This window comes from Streptomyces sp. NPDC093801, assembly GCF_040701585.1.
Classification (GTDB): domain Bacteria; phylum Actinomycetota; class Actinomycetes; order Streptomycetales; family Streptomycetaceae; genus Streptomyces.
In genome coordinates this window covers 1-18,968 of record NZ_JBFBDP010000045.1, presented here as the reverse complement: position 1 = coordinate 18,968, position 18,968 = coordinate 1, and the positions used below count along the sequence as shown (strand labels likewise).

Genomic DNA, 18,968 nt, shown 5'->3' with positions numbered 1-18,968 from the left:
TTTCGCTTGCCGGACGAGAACCTTCCGCTCCCCCGTCCCGCCGGAGCCGCCATGACCCCACCCCCGGCCCCTCCTCCCCCGCGCCGCTCCGGGACCTCGCTGCTCCCCGTCCTGCTGCCCATCGCGCTGCTGATCGTCGCGGCGGTGGCCGTCGGATCGTGGCTGCAGTTCGCGGAGCGGCAGGCGGGCGACACGGTCCACGCCGTCGGCTCCACCGCCCCCGACCGGGTGGACGTCGAGGCCACCGTCCAGCACGTCGACGCCGCGGCCAGGGAGCTGGTGCTCCGGGTCCGGGTCGTCCCGCGCGGAAGCCTCGGCGAGGCGGAAGGCACCGCCCCGGTGGACGACCTCGCCCTCCAGACCTCCGCGGCGACCCTGGGCGACCTGGCGTTCAAGGCGCACGAGCGGCTCGCGACCAGGGACGTGAAGGTCGCGCTCGCGGGCGGGTCCATCGGCGACTACCCGTTCGACACCTACGAGACCGACGTGGAGTTCTGGGCCGTGCTGGGCGGCAGGCAGGTGCCGGTGCGGATGCTGTTCTCCAACAACGACACGCTGTTCTCCATCTCCGCCGAGCCCCTGTCCTCCCGGCCGGAGGCGGTCTTCGGACTGGAGCTGAGGCGTTCGGGCAGCCTGCTCGTCTTCGCGGTCTTCATGATGCTGGTGATGTGGGCGCTGGCGGCGTCCGTGCTCATCGGGACCTGGTACCTGACGACACGGCGCGAGGGCCTGGTCTGGCCCGCGCTCTCCTGGATGGCCGCCACCCTGTTCGCCCTCGCGGCCTTCCGCAACACCGCCCCCGGGTCGCCGCCCATCGGCTGCGTCCTGGACTGGTTCGCCTTCCTGTGGGCGGAGACCGTCATCGCCCTCTGCCTGATCGGCGTGGTCCTCGCCGGCGTCCGCGCCGCCCTCCACCCGGACGACGCCCCCGCGGCGTAGCGGGGGCGCCGGGGCGGACGGCGGTGCGGGACGGCCGGGGACGGCCTCAGCAGCCGGTGGACCAGGTGTGGGAGCCGCCCTGGTCGTTGGCCCCTGCGTTGTACCCGACCTCCTGGCCGGGGGCCAGGCAGAGCGTGACCCGGCCCAGCAGCTCACGGCCCTCGTACACCTTCACGTGGTCGGCCACGCCGGGGCCGGAGAGGCCGTGGTTGGCCCAGGAGGAGTCCTGCTTGAACATGTCCCCCTCCCACCAGTGGTCGTCGCCGCTGTGCTCGATCTTCATGCCGTTGAAGTTCGCGTCCGTCCAGACGCAGAAGTAGCCGCTGCGGCAGTCGGCCGCCTCGGCGGCGGCCGAGGTGGCCAGGACCGCGCCGGTGGTGATGACGGCGGCGGCGAGGAGGGTGGTGAAGCGCTTCATGCGGGCGGGTTTCCCTTCGGTGGGGGGTTCTCGAGCACGGCGGTGGCTTCGGTGAGGGCGTGGGCGCGCAGCCGCTCCCACGCCGCGATCTCGGTGCGGTGGCGGGCGCGGACCTCGGCGAGGTCCCGGTGGCTGCGGTCGGCTTCGGGCCGGAGGTTGTTGACGACGACCGAGGCGCGGAACCAGCCGGGCTGGTCCCCGTACAGCCGCTGCTGGGCGGCGGCGAGGCAGCCGTCGGTGTGGGCGCGGACGACGTAGCCGGTGGGCAGGGTGAGCGACAGCTCGGCGGGGCCCGAGCCGAAGAGGGCCGCGCCGACCCGCTCCTCGTCGGTCCCCGGCGGCCGTCCCGCCCCGTTGCGGGGCGGGACGAGGCCCTGGCGGATCAGGCACGCGTCGGTGAGGCGCTGGGTGGCGGCCTTGATGACCTCGTCCGGGTCGGGGGCGCGCCCCGGGGGCCCGGCGGCGCAGCCCGTCAGCAGCGCGCAGGCCGCCACGGCGGCGCGGGCGGCCAGGGCGGCCGTCGGCCTTCCGGCCCGGTGTCCGCGCCGCCGCCGGGTCCCGGACGGTTCCTTGATCACAGACATGCTGTCTAGCGGCCCGGGCCCCCGGCACGACAGGGCGGGGGGCCGGAGCTCACCCGACCGGGTGCACGTTTCACCCGGGGAAACGTTCCCGCAGGCGGCCCGCGCGGCGGGGGCCGGAACGCCGCGGGGGCGGACCGACCTCGCTGTCGGTCCGCCCCCGCGGTTCGGGATCCGTTCCTGGATCAGGCACCCAGGTGGGCACCCTTGAGCCACTCCTTCTCGCCCTCCTTGGCGCAGGTCGAGGTGTAGACCGGGCCGGCGAAGGACGGCAGGTTGTGGGGCACCGCGGCGAACGAGGAGCAGTTCGACGACCAGCCGGCGTGGCCGCCGGAGAAGTAGTCGATGTCGACGCCTTCGTTGGCCAGGGCGGCGCCGGCGCCGCCCAGGAGGATGCCGGCGGCCAGGACGGAAGCGGTGACGGCGGAACGAATACGCATGACTCCCCTAGGGATCGGTAGGAACGGCGCGCGGTCGGTGTGCGCGTCGGCCGGTCCAACCGATGTGGGCCCCGGACGGGAACGGCCGTTCACTCCGATGCCACAGACGTATCGTTTCGTCGCCGGTCGAGCTCCTCCAGGACGCGCGCGCGGAGGAGCTCGTACTCCTCGCGGAGCCTGCGCCACTCGGCGACGGGCGGGCGGGGGACCACGACTCCCCCGGTGACGGTCTCGTGCGGCCCGAACTGCTCCCGGGTCAGGTCGACCTCGACGCCCGCGCCCAGGCGGTTCCACCAGTGGTAGTCCACGCGGACCCCGTCGACGTGGACCTCGCCGCGGACCAGCTCGCCGCCCAGCAGGTCGTTGAGGACCATCGCGGTGACCCCGCACTGGTCGCGGGCGGGGTTGTCCCCGGTCCAGCGCGACCGGTACTCGGGAGTGCAAGTCCGGGCGCTCCAGCCGTTCCGGACGGCTCGTTCGATGTCGGTGAGCAGCAACGGTGTCGTCATGCCGGCGATCCTGCCGCGGACCACTGACAACGACCGCGGCGTCCGGGGCCGCCCCGGCCCGCCGGGAGAAGCGTCGGGACCGATTGTCAGTGGTGGCTGCGAGGATCTGTTCATCACGTCGGAGAAACGGGGAGCGGCCATGTCCGGAAACCAGAACTACATCAATCACGTTGCCCTTGTGCTGGATGCCAGTTCGTCGATGTCACACCTCAGGAACAAGGTCGTCGAGGTCGCCGACCAGCAAATCGCCTATCTGGCCCGGCGTTCGCAGGAACTCGACCAGGAAACCCGCGTCACGGTGTACGTGTTCGCCGACAAGGTGGAATGCGTCATCTACGACAAGGACGTGCTGCGGATGCCGTCCCTGAAGGAGCTCTACCGGGTCGGCGGCATGACCGCCCTGCTCGCGGCCACCCTCAAGTCGCAGCGGGAGCTGGCGCAGACGGCCCAGCTCTACGGCGACCACAGCTTCCTGACGTTCGTGCTCACCGACGGGCAGGAGAACGCGAGCCACCGCTGCCCGGACGTCCCTTCCCAGTCCCAGCGGGCCCTGAGGCAGGCCATGGCGACGATGCTCGACGGCCAGCAGGACAACTGGACCCTGGCCGTGCTCGTGCCGGACCAGATGGGCAAGCGGGAGGCCATGCAGTGCGGTTTCCCGAAGGACAACATCGCCATCTGGGACGCCACGAGCACGCGGGGCCTGGAGGAGGCCGGACAGGTCATCCGGGAGGCCACCGAGAAGTTCATGGTGGGCCGCACGAAGGGAATCCGGGGCTCCAGGGCGGTTTTCTCCACGGGCGCCGAAACGGTCAACAAGAAGTCCATCGAGGCCGCCGGCCTCACCCCTGTGGACCAGACGCGGTATCAGCTCATTCCCGTGGCGCGTGCGGCGGCGATCCGGGAATGGGTCGTCGAATCCGGGCACACCTATCGCACGGGTGGAGCGTATTACCAGCTGAGCAAGGTGGAAAAGGTCCAGGCGCGCAAGCAGATAGCGGTGCTGGAGAAGAAGACGGACCGGGTGTACACGGGACCGGAGGCGCGCGCCCTGCTGGGCCTGCCGGACGCGGAGGTCCGCGTGAAGCCGGACCACAACGACGACTTCACCATCTTCGTGCAGAGCACCAGCGTGAACCGCAAGCTGGTCCCCAACACCCGGCTGCTGCTGATGGGCTGACGCCGCGGAAGCCCCGCCGGCCGGACCGGCGGGGCTTCGCGGGCCTGCCCGTCACGCCGCCCGGGGGGCCAGGGCCGGCGAGAGGCGGGCCGCCCGGACCGCCGGGCAGAGGCCGGCCAGGGTGCCGATGGCCAGGGTGGCCGCGAACCCGCCGGCGACCGCCCACGGGGACACCACCCGGGGCAGGCCCCCGGTACGGGCGCACACCCCGGCGGCCGCGGCGCCCAGGGCGGTGCCCGCGAGCCCGCGGAGCCCGGACAGCAGCAGGGATTCGGTCACGAACCGGATGCGGATCCGATCCCAGGTCGCGCCCAGCGAGCGGCGCAGGCCGCTCTCGTGGCGGCGCTCCAGCACCGGGACGACCATCGTGTTGGCCACCCCGACCCCGCCCACGAACAGGGCGATCGCGCCCAGCCCGAGCAGGAGCGTGCCGGAGACACCCTCGGTGGCGGCCCTGGCCTGCAGGGCCGCGGAGGGGTCGGTCACCGACACCGTGGTCGGGCCCTGCGGGTCGGCCGTCCGCGCGATCAGGGCCCGGACCTGTGCGACGCGGTCGTCCGCGGAGCGCTCGTAGACGGCCGTCGGCGGGCGCATCCGGCGCTGCCGCCGGTGCTGGAGCGGTGCGGTGTCGCCGTGGACACGGCCCGCCGGACGGCGGCCCGCGACGGGCGCCGGCTCGCGACGGGCGCCGGCTCGCGCTCTCGCCCGAGGAGTTCGCCGTGCTGGAGGCGCTGCTGCGGGCCGAGGGGGCGGTACTCGGCAACGACGATCCGATGGAGCAGGTCTGGGACCGGGACACCTCGTACCGGACGAACGCCGTCCCGGTCACGCTCGGCGGGCTGCGGGCGAAGCCGGGCGAGCCGCCGCTGATCGAGACCGTGCCCGGGGGCGGCTACCGGATCGCCGATCCACTGTGAAAGCGGTGCTCCGCTCCGAGCGCGCCCGTCTCGCCGCGCTGTGGCGCGCAGCGGCGGTTCGCCGCGGACGCCGCCCACGAGCTGGGCACGCCGCCGGCCGTGCAGCGGGCGGCGGCGGAGATCGGGCCCGCCGGGGATCCGTCGCCGGAGAAGGTCGCCCGGATCCGCGAGCGGCCGATCGGCGTCGCGGACTCCAGTGAGCACCTGATCGATTCGCTGCTGCTGCTCGCGGTGTCCGAGGAGGGCCTGGAGAGCACCGGGGCGGTGGACCTCGCCGCCCTGGCCGGGGCGGAACCGGAGGCGACCGCGCACGAGGGGCCGGCGGTCGTCACCGACCTCGCGCCGCTGACGGTGCGGGGCGACCGCGCCCTGCTGGACCGCCTGGTCCGCAACCTGCCGGCCAACGCCGTACGGCACAAACGGCCGGGCGGCCAGGCGGCCGGGCGGCCGGGTCGAGGTGGCCGGGCGGCCGGGCGGCCGGGTCGAGGTGGCCACGGCGCCGGGGCGGCGGGGACGGGCCGCGGGGGCCTGACCGTGTCCGACACCGGGCCGGCCCGGGGACGTGTCCCGTCTGCTGGAGCCGTTCCGGGGCCGGGCCGAGCGCCGCCGCACGGCGGGCGAGGGCGCGGGCCCCGGTCTGCCGATCGCCGCCTCGATCGGCCGGGCCCACGGCGCCCACCTGCGGGCGGAGGCGAATCCGGCGCCGAGGGAGGGATCACCGTCCGGGTCCACTTCCAGCCCGCGGCCGGACCACGGGACGACCGGAACGGGCGATCCGTCCCTTTTCACCCGGTGTGAGGCGTCCCACGGTTCCTTGACCCGGAGCGGAAAGGGTCCCTAGCTTCGATGGGGTGGCCCTGGGCCCCCTCCGTGGCACGGCCGCGTCGGCAGGGGCCGATCGGGGGGACGACGGGCACGGTTCCCGCTCCCCGGACCGCACCGCACCGCACCGCACCGGCCACACGCGATCCGGCGACCGTACGCACCCGCAGAGGAAGAGCATCCATGGGCAAGAGCAGCAGTTCCGTGCGCCGTCGACGGACGGGCGCCGCCGTGGCGGCGACCGTCCTCGGCCTCCTGGCAGCGGCCGGCACCCCGGCCTTCGCCGCGACGGACGCCTCCTCCTCTGCCGGCCGGTCGCCGGCGAAGTCCTCCGCCGGTCCGGTCCACGCGGCCGCCGCCGTCCCGCAGGGCATCTCCCGTCTCGCCCAGGGCACGGGCCGCGACATCGCGATCACCATCGACGACGGGCCGGACCCGACCTGGACCCCGCAGGTCCTGCGGGTGCTGCGGGAGAACCACGTCAAGGCGACGTTCTGCCTGGTCGGCACGCGGGCCCAGCAGCACCCGGAGCTGGTGCGCGAGATCGCGGCCGACGGGCACCAGCTGTGCGACCACTCCGTCGACCACGACGTGACCATGGACAAGAAGCCGGTCGCCTACCAGCGCCAGCAGATCCTCGACGGCAAGGCCATGATCGAGGCCGCCGTACCGGGCGTCGCGGTGAACTACTACCGCGCGCCGGGCGGCGCCTTCACGCCCGACAGCCGGGCGATAGCCGCGGCGAACGGCATGCGCCCCCTGGGCTGGAGCGTGGACCCCAAGGACTGGAGCCGCCCGGGCCTGCCGGCCATCGTCTCCGCGGTGGAGGGCAAGCTCCCCGAGCTGCCCACGGTCCTCTTCCACGACGGCGGCGGGGACCGCAGCCAGACCGTGGCCGCACTGCGGCAGTACCTCCCCTGGCTCAGGTCCCAGGGCTACGCCTTCACGTTCCCGGCGCGGGCCGCGCACTGACGCGCGCGCGAAGCGCCGCCGCGAGCGCGGACGGGGAGTCCACCGACGCGTAGAGCGTCGTCGCGTCCAGGCGTCCGAGGCGGCCCAGGTCGAGTCGGACGGGCGGGTCCAGGCGCAGGGCGACGTTGAGGGAGGCCCCCACCGAGCACGCCACCGCTCCCGGTTCGCCCGGCACGGGGCGCGGGCCGCGGCCCGGGACGGTACGGATCACCGGCGCGGAGGACCGGACGGCCGAACGGGGCAGCGCCACCTCCCCGAGGAACCCGGTCCTCACCACCACCTGCGCGTCGTCGACCGTGTGCGGGTGCCGCAGGAGCGCGGCGACCAGCCCCAGTCCGGCCAGGACCAGGAGCAGTTCGCACAGCGCGTGCACGGGCCGGACGGCGGGCGGCAGCACCGAGGAGAGCACGACCGCCGTCACGACCTCCGTCACCGCCATGACCACCACCAGTTGCCGCGTCGCCGCCGAGTGCCGCAGCCCCGGCGCGGTCCGGCGCGCGAGCGGCCACCGCACCAGGGACCCGGCCCACACCCGCACGATCGCGGCCGTGGAGGGTCTGGGCGTCACGGCCCCCGTCATCCGCTCCTCCGCTCTCACACGCTCTCCCCGCCTCGTGGGCCCGTCGGCCCGTCGATACTCCTCCCAGGTTCGGGCCGGACCGCACGGGCCGGAAGTGACGGATGTCAGGTCTCTCGCAGCGGGGCGTAGGTGTCGGCGTCGACGCCGAAGGTCCAGGCCACGCCCTGGCGGGCGGTGCGGGTGTCCGGCGGGACGCGGAGCCAGTACGTGCGGTGCGTGCCGTCCGGCTCCGGCGTGGAGTTGACGACCTCCACCATCACGACGTCCTCGTCGTCCGGCAGGGGTATGCGCCACAGCACGCCCGCCTCGTCCCGGTGCACCGGCTCGGCCCCGGAGGCGTCCAGGTAGCGGTCGTAGCCGTAGTGCTCCAGCATCACCCGGCGCAGCTCGGCGTTCTCCTCGCCCCGGATCCGCTCCGGCGTCAGCTCGCCCAGCCCGGCCAGGAAGCCGGCCGGTACGGGCATCCCGCGCCAGGCGTGCAGGGCGAAGCCGTCCGGGAAGGCCAGGGCCGGGCCGTCGGCGCGGTCGAGGCGGCCCGCCTCGTCCCGGTGGAGTTCCACCGGGCGTTCGCAGACGACGGCCAGCCGCTCGTAGGGCCACCACCAGCCGGCCGTGCGGGCCACCGCGGCGAGCCCGGCGAGGGGTGAGCCGGCCGCCGTGTCGAACGCGCACAGCCAGGCGGCGTCGTGCTGGCCGAGCACCGCGTCAAGGAGCAGCAGCCGCAGTGCGGACTCCTCGGCGGGGTCCTGCGCGAGCGTCTCGACCAGCCCCGCGCGGATGCGCTCCGCCAGCCGCTCGGTGTTCTGCCACAGGCGTGCGCCGGTCAGGGCCCAGCGCCGCCCCCAGCCGCGGGGGCCCAGCTCCGCGTGCAGCCGGTCGCGCTCGGCCGCCCACGGGAGGCTGCGCACCTGCTCGCGGACGCTGCGGCCCCTGGCCCCCGGCCCCCACTCCCCGTCCGGATCGCCCAGCAGGAGGATCGCGGCGCGGGGCGAGTCCGCCCACAGGATCCGCTCGGGCTCCGGCAGCCCGGCCGCCGTGTAGGCCAGGCGCACCCCCGCCTCCGCGGCTTCGCGGTCCGCGGCCCCGGTGGCCGCGGCGGCGGCCCGCCACAGATCGGTCCCGTCCGCCTCCCCCGCCCTGTCCGTCACATCCGTGTCTTCCACCGCGCTCTTCGTCCCCACGCTCCCCACTCCCCCTCAGTCCGCCACGATCCGTACGGCGCCGGGCACGTACTCCCGCTGCCGCACCACCCGGTACCAGCCCTTGGGCAGCGAGATCGCGGCGTGCTCCTCGTGCACCACGCGCCCGCCGTCGGGCAGGTGCAGCAGCTGCGGCCCGAACGGGCCCGCCTCGCGCACCAGCCGCCCCGGCCCGACCACCGCGTGCGCGTGCCCGGTCACCTCGCCCCGGGCCAGCACCAGTCGTCCCCGCGCGTCCCTCGGCTCCTGCGGGCCGTCGGCGGCCTGCGGCGGCACCGCCGACTCCCCGATCGGCACGATGAGCACGTCCCCCTGCCGGTACACGGCTGTCCCCTTCCCACGTGCCGCCCGGTGCGGCACATCGGTTCCGAAGCTACGGGGAGGGTCTGACAACGGCCGCCGGCCCGCCCCGCCAGGGGCGCTGTCAGAGCCGCTTGCTACAACTTGCAGCACATCTACGCGGCGGTCGACGGCGCGACGGGCGAGGAACGGCGAGGGACATGAGCTACGCGAGGCATCTGACGGAGTCGTACGGACTGCCCGTCTTCACGTTCCCGGGCCCGGGGAGCGAGGGCCCGTCCCCCCTTCCCGAGGCCGGCTCAGTCGCCTGGCGCATCGTCTCCGACACCTACGACGCGGAGGAGACCTGGACCGAGGCCTTCGCCCGGTTCACCGCCGCCGTCGACACCACGCGCGTCCGGGCGATCGTCGTCGGCGCCTGGGAGGAGGCGTACGACAGCGGACCCGAGGACATCATCGAGGCGCTGGTCGCCGCCCGCGCCCAGCTCCCCGCCCTGCGGGCCCTGTTCCTCGGCGACATGGAGTCCGAGGAGTGCGAGATTTCGTGGATCAATCAAGGCGACGTCGGGCCGCTCCTGGAGAACTTCCCCGAGCTGGAGGAGTTCGGGGTCCGCGGCGGCACCGGGCTGGCCCTGGCCCCCTTCACGCACCGCCGGCTGCGCTCCCTGACCGTCGAGACGGGCGGCCTGCCCGCGCGGGTCGTCCGCAGCATCGCCGCCGCCGGCCTGCCCGCCCTCGAACACCTCGACCTCTGGCTCGGTACGGCCGAGTACGGCGGGGACTGCGCGCTCTCCGACGTCGAGCCCGTCCTCCAGGGGGACAGGCTGCCGAGCCTGCGTCACCTGGCCCTGCGCAACAGCGACATCCAGGACGAGATCGCCGCCGCCATGGCCTCCGCTCCTGTGGTCGCCCGGCTGGAGACCCTGGACCTGTCGATGGGCGTCCTCACCGACCAGGGCGGCGCCGCGCTGCTCGGCGGCCAGCCCCTCACTCACCTCAAGAAGCTCGACCTGCACCACAACTACCTCGGCGACCCGCTGAAGCAGCGCTTCCGGGACACCCTGGAGAGCGCCGGCGTCACCCTCGACCTCGACCGCGGCCACGCCGAGGAGGACGAGTGGGACGACCGCGTCTGGCGCTTCGTCGCCGTGGGCGAGTAGCGAGCCGGCCATGACGCAGCACACGCCCCCGCGCTGGGCGGTCGTCGGCAATCCCGGGAACCGCCGCGTCGCCCTGTTCCGCCGGGCCGTGCGCGAGGCCGGGCAGCCCGCGCCCCGCATCGTGCCCTGGACCTCGGTCCTGCGCGGGGGTGGTGCGGCCTTCGCCGCCGACGAGCTGGTGCGCCTCGACTCGCCCGGTGAGGACCCCGAGGTGGACGCGCTCCTGCGCGGCGCCGCCGACCCCACCCGGGTCGAGGGCGGCGCCCGCTGGTACGCCCGTTTCACCGCGGCCGTCCGGAGCCTCAGCGGCGGCCTGCGCCTCGACGACCCCGCTGAACTCGCCGTCCTGTTCGACAAACGGCTCTGCCACGCGGCCCTCGCCCGCGCCGGTGTGCCCGTGCCGGCGTCCCCGACCTCCGGCGGCGCCGTGCCCGTGGGCGGCTGGGACGACGTCCGGGAGCTGATGGCCGCGCACGCCATGCCGCGCGTGTTCCTCAAGCCGGCGCACGGCTCCTCCGCGTCCGGCGTGGTCGCCGTCGAGACCGCCGGCCGGGGCCGGATCCGGGCCACCACCTCCGTGGAGAGCGTCGAGGACGGCGGCCTGTACAACTCCCTGCGGGTACGCCGCATCACGAGCGAGCGCGAGACCGCCGCCCTCGTCGACGCCCTCGCCCCCGACGGGCTCCAGGTCGAACGCTGGTGGCCCAAGGCCTCCCTCGGCGGCCGGGCCGCCGACCTGCGCGTGGTCGTCGTGGCCGGCCGGGCCACCCACGCCGTCGTCCGCACCAGCCGCTCGCCCATGACCAACCTCCACCTCGGCGGCAGCCGCGGCGACCTCGCGGCGGCCGCCGCGGCCGCGGGCCCGGGGTGGGCCGACGCCCTGGAGACCTGCGAACGGGCCGCCGCCTGCTTCCCCGGCACCCTGTGCGTGGGCGTCGACCTGCTGCCCGCCGTCGGCTGGCGGCGGTTCGCCGTCGCCGAGGTCAACGCCTTCGGCGACCTGCTCCCCGGGCTCACCGGCCTGCCCGGCAGCGGGGCCGAGGGCCTGGACACCTACGCGGCCCAGGTGGCCGCCGCACCGCACCACATCGCAAGGAACCACCGTGCACCTGCCTGACACCCACCCGGCGGCCGGAGCGGCCCTCCCCGCCCCGCGGCCCTGCGCCGCGGATCCCGACATGAACGAGGTCGTCGGCCGCGACGACCTGCTCCTGCTCACCCTGGACACCCTCCGCCACGACGTCGCGGCCGAGCTGGCCGCCGCCGGACGGATCCCGCACCTGGCCCGCCACCTGCCCGGCGGCGCCTGGGAGCGCCGGCACGCCCCGGGGAGCTTCACCTACGCCTCCCACCAGGCGATGTTCGCCGGCTTCCTGCCCACGCCCGCCGCGCCCGGGCCGCACCCGCGCCTGTTCGCCGCACGTTTCGCCGGCAGTGAGAGCACCGCCGGGCGCACGTACGTCTTCGACACCCCCGACCTGGTCTCCGGGCTCGCCGCGGCCGGGTACCGCACGGTGTGCATCGGCGGCGTCGGCTTCTTCAACAAGCAGGGCGCGCTGGGCGACGTCCTGCCCGGCATGTTCCAGGAGAGCCACTGGGAGCCCGCGTTCGGCGTGGCCTCCCCCTCCTCCTTCGAGGCCCAGGTCGAGCGCGCCGAGCAGGTCGTCGCCGGACTCCCCGCCGACCAGCGGCTGTTCCTCTTCCTGAACGCCTCGGCGCTGCACCAGCCGAACTGGTTCCACCTGCCCGGCGCCACCCGCGAGGCCGGGGACACCCGCGCCAGCCACGCCGCCGCCCTGGAGTACCTGGACCGGCACGTCGGCCGCCTCTTCGCCGCGATGAGCTCGCGCCGCCGCTGCTTCGCCATCGTCTGCTCCGACCACGGCACGACCTACGGCGACGACGGCTACACCGGCCACCGCCTCGCCCACGAGGCCGTGTGGACCGTGCCGTACGCCCACTTCTTCCTGGAGCCGTCCGCATGACCGCCCCCGCCGCGCCCGCCGCCCCCGTCCCCGTACCGCTCACGCCCGCGGCGCCGCGGGCCGTCCGCCCGTACGAGAGCTACGTCTACGCCTACCCCCACAAGACCGCCTACCGGCCCCTGCCCGGCCGCCCGGCCCTGCGCGAGCTGTGGCGTGACGAGCCGAAGCACGCCCTCTCGCTCTACCTCCACATACCGTTCTGCGAGGTCCGCTGCGGCTTCTGCAACCTGTTCACCCGCATCGGCGCCCCCGAGGGCCTCACCGGCCGCTACCTCGACGCCCTCGACCGGCAGGCGGCCGCCGTCCGCGAGGCGCTCGGCGACGACGGCCCGGTCCGGTTCGCCAACGCCGCCTTCGGCGGCGGCACGCCCACCTTCCTCACCGCCGACGAGCTGGACCGGCTGTGCGACATCGCCGAGCTGCGCATGGGCGCCGACCTGCGGGCCGTGCCGCTCTCCGTGGAGGCCTCCCCCGCCACCGCCACCGCCGACCGGCTCGCGGTCCTCGCCGAGCGCGGCGCCACCCGCCTCAGCCTCGGCGTCCAGAGCTTCGTCGAGGAGGAGGCGCGGGCCGCCGTGCGCCCCCAGCGGCGCGCCGACGTCGAGGCCGCGCTCGGCCGGATCCGCGAGGCCCGCATCCCCGTCCTCAACATCGACCTCATCTACGGCATCGACGGCCAGACACCCGCCGGCTGGCGCGCCTCCCTGGACGCGGCGCTCGCCTGGGAACCCGAGGAGCTGTACCTCTACCCCCTCTACGTCCGCCCCCTCACCGGCCTCTCCCGGCGCACCGCCCACACCGACCGCGAGTGGGACGAACAGCGCCTGGCCCTGTACCGGCAGGGCCGCGACCACCTCCTGGCGCAGGGGTACGAGCAGGTGTCGATGCGGATGTTCCGCCGGCCCGGCGCGGCGCCCCGGGGTCCCGACGACCACGCCTGCCAGACCGACGGCATGATCGGCCTGGGCTGCGGCGCCCGCTCCTACACCTCCGCCCTCCACTACTCCTTCGACTACGCCGTCGACATGGGCCAGATCCGGGCGATCGTGGACGCGTACACGGCCACCGCCGACTTCGGGAGCGCCGTGCACGGCCGGTACGTCGACGGCGACGAGGCCCGCCGCCGCCACCTCCTGCAGTCCCTGCTCCAGGCACAGGGCCTGCCGGTCGCCGACTACCGCGCGCGGTTCGGCACCCACCCGTCCGAGGACTTCCCCGCCGAACTCGCGGACTTCGCCGCCCGCGGATGGCTCGACGGGACGGCGCCGGACGCCCTGCTGCGCCTCAGCCCGGAGGGGCTCGCGCACTCCGACGCGCTCGGCCCCGCGCTCTTCTCCCCCGCCGTCCGCGCCGCCATGGCCGCCTACGCGCCGAAGTAGGCCCCCATGGACCTCACGATCCTCTACCGGGGCCCGCTCTCCTCCTGCGACTACGACTGCCCGTACTGCCCGTTCGCCAAGCGCCGCGACGGCCCGGACCTGCTGCGCGCCGACCGGGCCGCCCTCGAACGCTTCACCGCCTGGGCGGGGGCGGCCACCGGCGACCGCCTCAGGATCCTGTTCACCCCGTGGGGCGAGGGGCTGGTCCGCTCCTGGTACCGGCGCGCCCTGGTGGAGCTCTCGCACCTGCCGCACGTCGAGCGCGTCGCGATCCAGACCAACCTGAGCTGCCGCACGGACTGGCTCGCCGACGCCGACCCCGGCACGCTCGCGCTGTGGTGCACGTACCATCCCGGACAGACCCCGTACGACCGCTTCCTGACGAAGGTCCACGGCCTTGCGGGCCGGGGCGTGCGCCACAGCGTCGGCATCGTGGGCCTGCCGGAGAACCTCGGACCCGCACGCCGGCTGCGCGCCGACCTGCCCGCGCACGTGTACCTGTGGGTCAACGCCGCCGAGGGACACGCGTACGCCGATGCCGAGGCCGACGCGTGGACGGCGCTCGACCCGCTGTTCCCTTACAGCCGCCACCCGCACCGCTCGGCCGGACTGCCCTGCCGTACGGGCGAGTCGGTGGTGTCGGTGGACGGCGAGGGCACCGTCCGCCGCTGCCACTTCGTGCGCGCGGAGCTCGGCAACCTGTACGACGGCTCATACCGCGCCGCGCTCGGCCCGCGCCCCTGCCCGCTGGCCGTCTGCGACTGCCACATCGGCTACGTGCACCTCGAGACGCTCCCGCTGTACGACGTGTTCGCGGGCGGGGTCCTGGAACGCGTCCCCGCTCCGGGGGTCCTCGGGGGCGCCCGGTGACGGGCCGTCGGCCGCGCGGCCGGCCCCGGTGATCCCGGGTTCCGCCCCGCGCTGCGCTCGCGCGGGCTCGTCCGGGTGCCGGGCAGCGGCGGCGATACGGGCACGGGCCCACAGGGGATGGCACACGGGTCGACTCCTGTCGTCGCGGGCGGACGTCCGGCCCGGTCCCGCGGAGGCGGGCCGGGCGTCCGGCGGGACCGCGGAAGGCGCGGTCGTCCGGATGTCCGCAGGCTAAGTCCGCGCGCCGGGCGCGTGCTTCTCCGTTCCTGACCGGTCCGTCCGCGACCGCCCGCCCGCCCCCGGCGACCCGGACGGCCGCCGGTGCTCCGTCAGGGATACTGGGGCGCGGCCGATTCGAACATCATCCGTACACCGAGCCCCGCCCCGCGGCTTCACCGCCCGGCCGGCGGTCCCGTCCCACCCTCCCGCGAGGAGCACCACGCGCATGTCGACACCCCCTCAGCCACCTCCGTACCCGCAGCAGCCGTACGGGCAGCAGGGGCCGTACGGACATCCCGGGCCTCCGGGACCCCCCGGAATGCCCGGGCCCGCGGCGCCGTACGGCGCTCCCCAGGGCTGGTACGCGCCGCCGCCGCAGAAGACCAACGCGACGGCCGTCGTGGCGTTCGTGATGTCGATCGTCTGTGCGATACCGACGGTTCCGCTGATCCTCGGCATCGTGTCCCTCTCCCAGATCCGCAAGACCGGTGAGAAGGGCAGGGGGCTGGCCATCGCGGCCATCGTCATCCACGGCCTGACCATCGCGTTCTACGCGGTCGCGATCGTCCTCGGGCTGTCCGGGGCCTTCGACGAGGGCCCGCGGCCCCACCGCGACACCCAGGGCCAGGTCACCACGCCGGGCTCCAGCAAGGTGGAGGACATCCGCAAGGGGGACTGCTTCAACACCGACGACGACCTGGCGAAGACCCAGAAGGGCGACGGCACCCAGGCCCGCCTGTCGGTGCGGACCGTTCCCTGCACCCAGCCCCACGAGGGCGAGGCCTACGCCGTCTTCACGCTCGACGACGGCGTGTTCCCCGGCGCGGAGAAGGTCGTCTCGATCTCCGAGGAGAAGTGCGGCGGAACCGCGCTGACCGACTACGTGGGCAGCGCCGCGAAGCTGCCGAAGACCCTCGAGGTCTTCTACTACTACCCGCAGCCCAGCAGCTGGGCGCTGGGCGACCGCACGGTCACCTGCTTCCTGGGCAGCGCCGGCGGCACGAACACCGGGTCCGCCCGCGCCGGTTCCTGACCCCCGCCGGCTGCCGCCGTCCCCGGGGGACGGCGGCAGCCGGCGGGCCGCAGCGGCGCCGCGCACGCACATCCCGGCCGCGGCGCCGGTCGGAGCGCCGGTCAGAGGACGGGCGGGCCCGCCTCGACGCGGCGCAGGACCGCGGGGAGGCTGTCCAGGTCGGGTCCGCCCTGGACCTGGCGCTCGTCCCACCAGGTGGCGCCGGCGTCGCGGAGCGGCCCGATCACCTCTCCGGCCTCGGCCGGGTCGCCGGGCGTGGCGCCGCCGAGCACGAGCTCGAAGGGGCGCCCGGCTCCCTCCGGCCGGTGTTCGTCCACATAGGCCACCAGCTCCCGCACCTCGGCCACGTCGGGTACGTGCCCGTGCCGGGCCGTCTCGAAGAGCGGGACCGCGCCGTCCCACCGGGCCGCCCGCCTCATGGGCGCGCGGTGCGGCCAGAACCCGCCGATCCACACGGGCGGGCCGGGCTGCTGCACGGTGGCCGGCAGCAGGGCCACGTCCCGGACCTCGTAGTGCCGGCCGCGGTGGTCCACCGGCTCCCCCGACCAGAAGCGCGCCAACAGGCCGAGTCCCTCGTCGAGGCGTTCGGCGAGCACGCGGGGTCCGGCGGTGTCGCCGAAGCTGTGGTACTCGTCCTCGGCCGGGCCGCCGAGGCCGGCGGCGAAGACCACCCTGCCGCCCGTGAGCCGGTCCAAGGTGGCCACCTGGCGGGCCAGTTGCTGCGGCCGGTAACGCGGGACCGGGGTCAGGAGGGTGCCGATCCGGATCCGGGAGGTCGCCAGCGCGGCCGCCGTCAGCAGGATCCAGGGATCCGCGAAGGGCCGCCCCTGGTGCCTGCGGTGCAGTACGTGGTCCCAGACGAAGAGCCCGTCCCAGCCTGCCTGTTCGGCGGCCACCGCCACTTTCGCGACGTTGCGGGGGTCTGCGAAGTCACCGAAGTTCGGGATGTTCACGGAGAAGCGCATCCCCGCAGGATGCGCGGTCGGCGGGTCCCGCGCCATCGAATTCCCTGCGGGCGGACGCACCGGACCGGTGGACCCGGGCGACGGCCCGCGAGGCGGCCTGGTGCGGGGCGGGGGGCCGGGTCATAGTCGGGGCATGACCCACGAGATCCCAGCCGCCGAACGGGCCCTCGCCTTCGGCCGGGCCGCCCGCGCCTACGCCGCCTACCGGCCCGCTTACCCGGCGGGCGTCCTCGACGCCGTCGAGGAGCTCGGCGGGCTGCGGCTGGCCGGGGCCCGGGTGGCCGACGTCGGCGCCGGCACCGGCATCGCCTCCAGGGCGCTGCACCGGCGCGGGGCCCGGGTGACCGGGATCGAGCCCGGGGCCGCCATGGCGGCGCAGTTCCGGCGGGAGCTGCCGCAGGTGGCGCTGGTCCGCGGCGACGGCAACCGGCTGCCGCTCGCGGACGGTTCGCTGGACCTGGTCGCGTACGCCCAGTCCTGGCACTGGACCGACCCGGCGCGGGCCGTCCCCTCGGCCCTGCGGGTCCTGCGCCCCGGGGGCGCGCTCGCCCTGCTGTGGAACGACCCCGACCCGTCCGTGCCGTGGGTGGCCGAGCAGCAGGCCCGGATCGTGGAGCGGATCGGCGACGGCTGCTACATCAGCGACCGCACCCTGCCGGGCGGGCTGTCCTGGCGCACCCGGGAGCTGCGCTGGTCGCGCGCGGTCACCGTCGACTTCCACCTGGCGAAGCTGGCGACGCACTCGGCGTTCATCCTGCTGGGCGCGGCCGGCGCCGCGGAATTCCTCGCGGAGGAGCGCAAGCACCTGCTGCGCCGCTTCCCCGACGGCGCCCTGGAGGAGCCCTACACCGCCTTCGTCGCGGTGGCCCTGCGGAGCGCCGCAGACGGTCCGCAGGAGCCGGGGCCCGGGCTCGTCGGCCGGCGCTGAAGCGGGCCGGGGCGTCCGGGTGCCGGATCCGGTCCCCGTGCGGGATCCGGTCCCGGTGCGGGATCCGGTCCCGGTGCGGGATCCGGTCGGTCCCCACCGGAGCGCGCCGGAGGGGGTGTTCAGTCCTTCTTCTTCGCCAGGTTCCCGACGAGGTCCTGCGCCTTGTCGACGGCCGTGTCGATCGTGGCGCTGTGCTTGCCGTCGGTCTTCCCGTCGACGAAGTCGCCGGCCTTCTCCAGTCCGGCGTTGATCGCGTCGCCGTGGGCCCGGGCGATCTCCTCGGCCTTGTCCTTGAGCTTCTTCAAGGCGTCGAACATGGTGGAACCGTCTCCTCCGCTGGCTTCCTGCAAGGGACATGATTCCACGTCGGCCGCGCGGAGGGCGGCGGGTGGAGCACCCGGACACAGGTCCGAAGGACGGGAGCCGCCGGACGCGGAGGACGGCCGTCCGGGCGATGCCCGGGGCGCGCGCACCCGGGCCCGGCGCGCCTCGGCCCCGCACGGGGCCGGCGGTGCAGGATCGGGGACGGCGGCCCCGGACGGGGCCGCCCGGCACCCCCCCACCGCGTGAAGAGGTCCGGCCATGACGCTGCTCCACGACCCCCCGCCCCCGTGCCCCGGCCCCGCCGGGACGGCGGCGCCGTGACCCCCGGGCCGGACGGCCGCTACGGCGAGGCCGTCTTCCGTCCCGGGCAGGCGGGCGAGGGCGAGCGCATCGACTTCGGCGCCCTCGCGTACGACGACGTCACCATGGCCCGGCTGCGGGCGCTCGGGGTCGGCCCCGGGTGGAGCTGTCTCGACGTGGGCGCCGGTACGGGCACGGTCTCGCGCCGGCTGCTGGACGAGGCCGGGGTGGCGGGCGTGCTCGCCGTGGACCGGGACGTGCGGTTCCTCGCGGCGCGGCCCGGCCTGGAGGTGCTGGAGGCCGACGTCACCGGCCCGGAGTTCGCCGCGGGCCGCCGGTTCCGCCTCGTCCACGCGCGTTTCGTCCTCATGCACCTGCCCGCACGCGAGCGCGTCGTCGCGGCTCTGGCCGAGCGCGTCGAGCCCGGCGGTGTGCTGGTGCTCAGCGACGCGGTCGACCTGGCGGGCGACCGGGCGCCCGCCACTCCGTACACCGACGCGATGCGGGCGATGTGGGAGGGGCTGCGGGCCACGATCGGGACGGACGTGTCCTGGGTGCCGTCGTACCCGCGGCTGCTGCGCGGGGCGGGGCTCCTGCCGGTCGCCGCCGAGGTGTACGTACCGCCGCTGGTGCCCGGCAGTCCCATCAGCCGCTTCTGGGCGGACACCTGGGAGCGCAGCCGCACGGTGATGGTCGCCACCGGCCTGGTGGACGACGCCGCCGTCGACGCGGCGGTCCGCTACCTGGGATCCGAGGAGTGCGCCGCGCTGTCGGCCGGCATGCTCACGGCGTGGGGGTGGAAGCCGGAGGGGCCCGCCGCGGGCTGACCCCTGTCGTCCCCGGGGCGTGGGGGGGGGGGGGGGGGGCGGGGGGGGGGGGGGGGCGGCCGGGGGGGGGGGGGGGGGGGGGGGGGTGGGGGGGGGGTTCGGCGCGCCCCGGGGGCCCGCG

The 18,968-nt window shown here is 75.4% G+C and carries 20 protein-coding genes and 2 pseudogenes; 12 read left to right on the top strand and 10 right to left on the bottom strand.

The window, feature by feature from the left end:
* The first annotated feature begins 51 nt into the window (after positions 1-51).
* On the top strand, positions 52-939 hold the full coding sequence (locus tag AB0469_RS35890; protein WP_366455725.1) for a DUF4436 family protein: 888 nt from the start codon (positions 52-54) through the stop codon (positions 937-939).
* Positions 940-985: 46 nt separating this feature from the next.
* Here AB0469_RS35890 and AB0469_RS35885 read toward each other — a convergent pair whose 3' ends face one another.
* From AB0469_RS35885 to AB0469_RS35870, 4 genes are all read right to left on the bottom strand, one after another.
* Entirely contained in the window at positions 986-1,357 is a 372-nt protein-coding gene (locus AB0469_RS35885; protein WP_366455724.1) for a peptidase inhibitor family I36 protein, read from the bottom strand.
* Complete coding sequence (locus AB0469_RS35880) at positions 1,354-1,941, bottom strand: hypothetical protein (protein WP_366455723.1); 588 nt, start codon at positions 1,939-1,941, stop codon at positions 1,354-1,356. The genes AB0469_RS35885 and AB0469_RS35880 overlap by 4 nt, the downstream gene beginning before the upstream one ends.
* A 182-nt stretch (positions 1,942-2,123) precedes the next feature.
* Positions 2,124-2,378 (bottom strand): hypothetical protein, encoded by a 255-nt coding sequence (locus tag AB0469_RS35875; protein ID WP_366455722.1) that lies wholly within the window; start codon positions 2,376-2,378, stop codon positions 2,124-2,126.
* Positions 2,379-2,467: 89 nt separating this feature from the next.
* Positions 2,468-2,887 (bottom strand): hypothetical protein, encoded by a 420-nt coding sequence (locus AB0469_RS35870; RefSeq protein ID WP_366455721.1) that lies wholly within the window; start codon positions 2,885-2,887, stop codon positions 2,468-2,470.
* A gap of 139 nt (positions 2,888-3,026) precedes the next feature.
* Between AB0469_RS35870 and AB0469_RS35865 the strand changes: the two genes are divergently transcribed.
* Complete coding sequence (locus tag AB0469_RS35865; RefSeq protein ID WP_366455784.1) at positions 3,027-4,067, top strand: vWA domain-containing protein; 1,041 nt, start codon at positions 3,027-3,029, stop codon at positions 4,065-4,067.
* Between the two features lie 51 nt (positions 4,068-4,118).
* Here the strand turns inward: AB0469_RS35865 and AB0469_RS35860 are convergent.
* Positions 4,119-4,652, bottom strand: a pseudogene (locus tag AB0469_RS35860) (ABC transporter permease); the annotation flags it as partial.
* On the opposite strand from AB0469_RS35860, the pseudogene AB0469_RS35855 reads away from it, so the two are divergent.
* Positions 4,644-4,984, top strand: a pseudogene (locus tag AB0469_RS35855) (helix-turn-helix domain-containing protein); the annotation flags it as partial. The pseudogenes AB0469_RS35860 and AB0469_RS35855 sit on opposite strands and share 9 nt — an antisense overlap.
* Positions 4,985-5,989: 1,005 nt before the next feature.
* Positions 5,990-6,778 (top strand): polysaccharide deacetylase family protein, encoded by a 789-nt coding sequence (locus AB0469_RS35850; protein ID WP_366455720.1) that lies wholly within the window; start codon positions 5,990-5,992, stop codon positions 6,776-6,778.
* On the opposite strand, the gene AB0469_RS35845 is transcribed toward AB0469_RS35850, so the two are convergent.
* The 3 genes from AB0469_RS35845 to AB0469_RS35835 form a co-directional block, all read right to left on the bottom strand.
* Complete coding sequence (locus AB0469_RS35845; RefSeq protein ID WP_366455718.1) at positions 6,750-7,346, bottom strand: hypothetical protein; 597 nt, start codon at positions 7,344-7,346, stop codon at positions 6,750-6,752. The genes AB0469_RS35850 and AB0469_RS35845 overlap by 29 nt on opposite strands.
* A 116-nt stretch (positions 7,347-7,462) precedes the next feature.
* Positions 7,463-8,506: a DUF6745 domain-containing protein gene (locus AB0469_RS35840; protein ID WP_366455783.1), complete on the bottom strand. Its 1,044-nt coding sequence runs from the start codon at positions 8,504-8,506 to the stop codon at positions 7,463-7,465.
* Positions 8,507-8,554: 48 nt separating this feature from the next.
* Complete coding sequence (locus AB0469_RS35835) at positions 8,555-8,881, bottom strand: hypothetical protein (protein ID WP_366455716.1); 327 nt, start codon at positions 8,879-8,881, stop codon at positions 8,555-8,557.
* Between the two features lie 176 nt (positions 8,882-9,057).
* On the opposite strand from AB0469_RS35835, the gene AB0469_RS35830 reads away from it, so the two are divergent.
* The 6 genes from AB0469_RS35830 (at position 9,058) to AB0469_RS35805 (ending at position 15,503) form a co-directional block, all read left to right on the top strand.
* Positions 9,058-10,017, top strand: a complete 960-nt coding sequence (locus AB0469_RS35830; RefSeq protein WP_366455715.1) for an STM4015 family protein — start codon at positions 9,058-9,060, stop codon at positions 10,015-10,017.
* A 10-nt stretch (positions 10,018-10,027) separates the two neighbouring features.
* A complete protein-coding gene (locus AB0469_RS35825; RefSeq protein WP_366455714.1) occupies positions 10,028-11,134 on the top strand; it encodes an STM4014 family protein in 1,107 nt (368 codons plus the stop codon).
* A gap of 61 nt (positions 11,135-11,195) precedes the next feature.
* Positions 11,196-12,002 (top strand): STM4013/SEN3800 family hydrolase, encoded by an 807-nt coding sequence (locus tag AB0469_RS35820; RefSeq protein WP_042812224.1) that lies wholly within the window; start codon positions 11,196-11,198, stop codon positions 12,000-12,002.
* Positions 11,999-13,381 carry an STM4012 family radical SAM protein gene (locus tag AB0469_RS35815; RefSeq protein ID WP_366455713.1) on the top strand — a complete coding sequence of 461 codons (1,383 nt, stop codon included), beginning with the start codon at positions 11,999-12,001 and terminating at the stop codon, positions 13,379-13,381. The genes AB0469_RS35820 and AB0469_RS35815 overlap by 4 nt, the downstream gene beginning before the upstream one ends.
* 6 nt (positions 13,382-13,387) lie before the next feature.
* Positions 13,388-14,251 carry an STM4011 family radical SAM protein gene (locus AB0469_RS35810; protein WP_366455712.1) on the top strand — a complete coding sequence of 288 codons (864 nt, stop codon included), beginning with the start codon at positions 13,388-13,390 and terminating at the stop codon, positions 14,249-14,251.
* 538 nt (positions 14,252-14,789) lie between these two features.
* Positions 14,790-15,503, top strand: coding sequence for a DUF4190 domain-containing protein (locus AB0469_RS35805; protein ID WP_366455711.1), 714 nt, complete (start codon positions 14,790-14,792; stop codon positions 15,501-15,503).
* A gap of 101 nt (positions 15,504-15,604) precedes the next feature.
* Here AB0469_RS35805 and AB0469_RS35800 read toward each other — a convergent pair whose 3' ends face one another.
* On the bottom strand, positions 15,605-16,468 hold the full coding sequence (locus AB0469_RS35800; protein WP_366455710.1) for an LLM class flavin-dependent oxidoreductase: 864 nt from the start codon (positions 16,466-16,468) through the stop codon (positions 15,605-15,607).
* A 133-nt stretch (positions 16,469-16,601) separates the two neighbouring features.
* Between AB0469_RS35800 and AB0469_RS35795 the strand changes: the two genes are divergently transcribed.
* Positions 16,602-17,396 (top strand): class I SAM-dependent methyltransferase, encoded by a 795-nt coding sequence (locus tag AB0469_RS35795; protein ID WP_366455709.1) that lies wholly within the window; start codon positions 16,602-16,604, stop codon positions 17,394-17,396.
* 119 nt (positions 17,397-17,515) lie between these two features.
* Here the strand turns inward: AB0469_RS35795 and AB0469_RS35790 are convergent, their stop codons facing one another.
* Positions 17,516-17,713: an antitoxin gene (locus AB0469_RS35790; protein ID WP_366455708.1), complete on the bottom strand. Its 198-nt coding sequence runs from the start codon at positions 17,711-17,713 to the stop codon at positions 17,516-17,518.
* 324 nt (positions 17,714-18,037) lie between these two features.
* On the opposite strand from AB0469_RS35790, the gene AB0469_RS35785 reads away from it, so the two are divergent.
* On the top strand, positions 18,038-18,847 hold the full coding sequence (locus AB0469_RS35785; RefSeq protein WP_366455707.1) for a class I SAM-dependent methyltransferase: 810 nt from the start codon (positions 18,038-18,040) through the stop codon (positions 18,845-18,847).
* Positions 18,848-18,968: the final 121 nt, after the last annotated feature.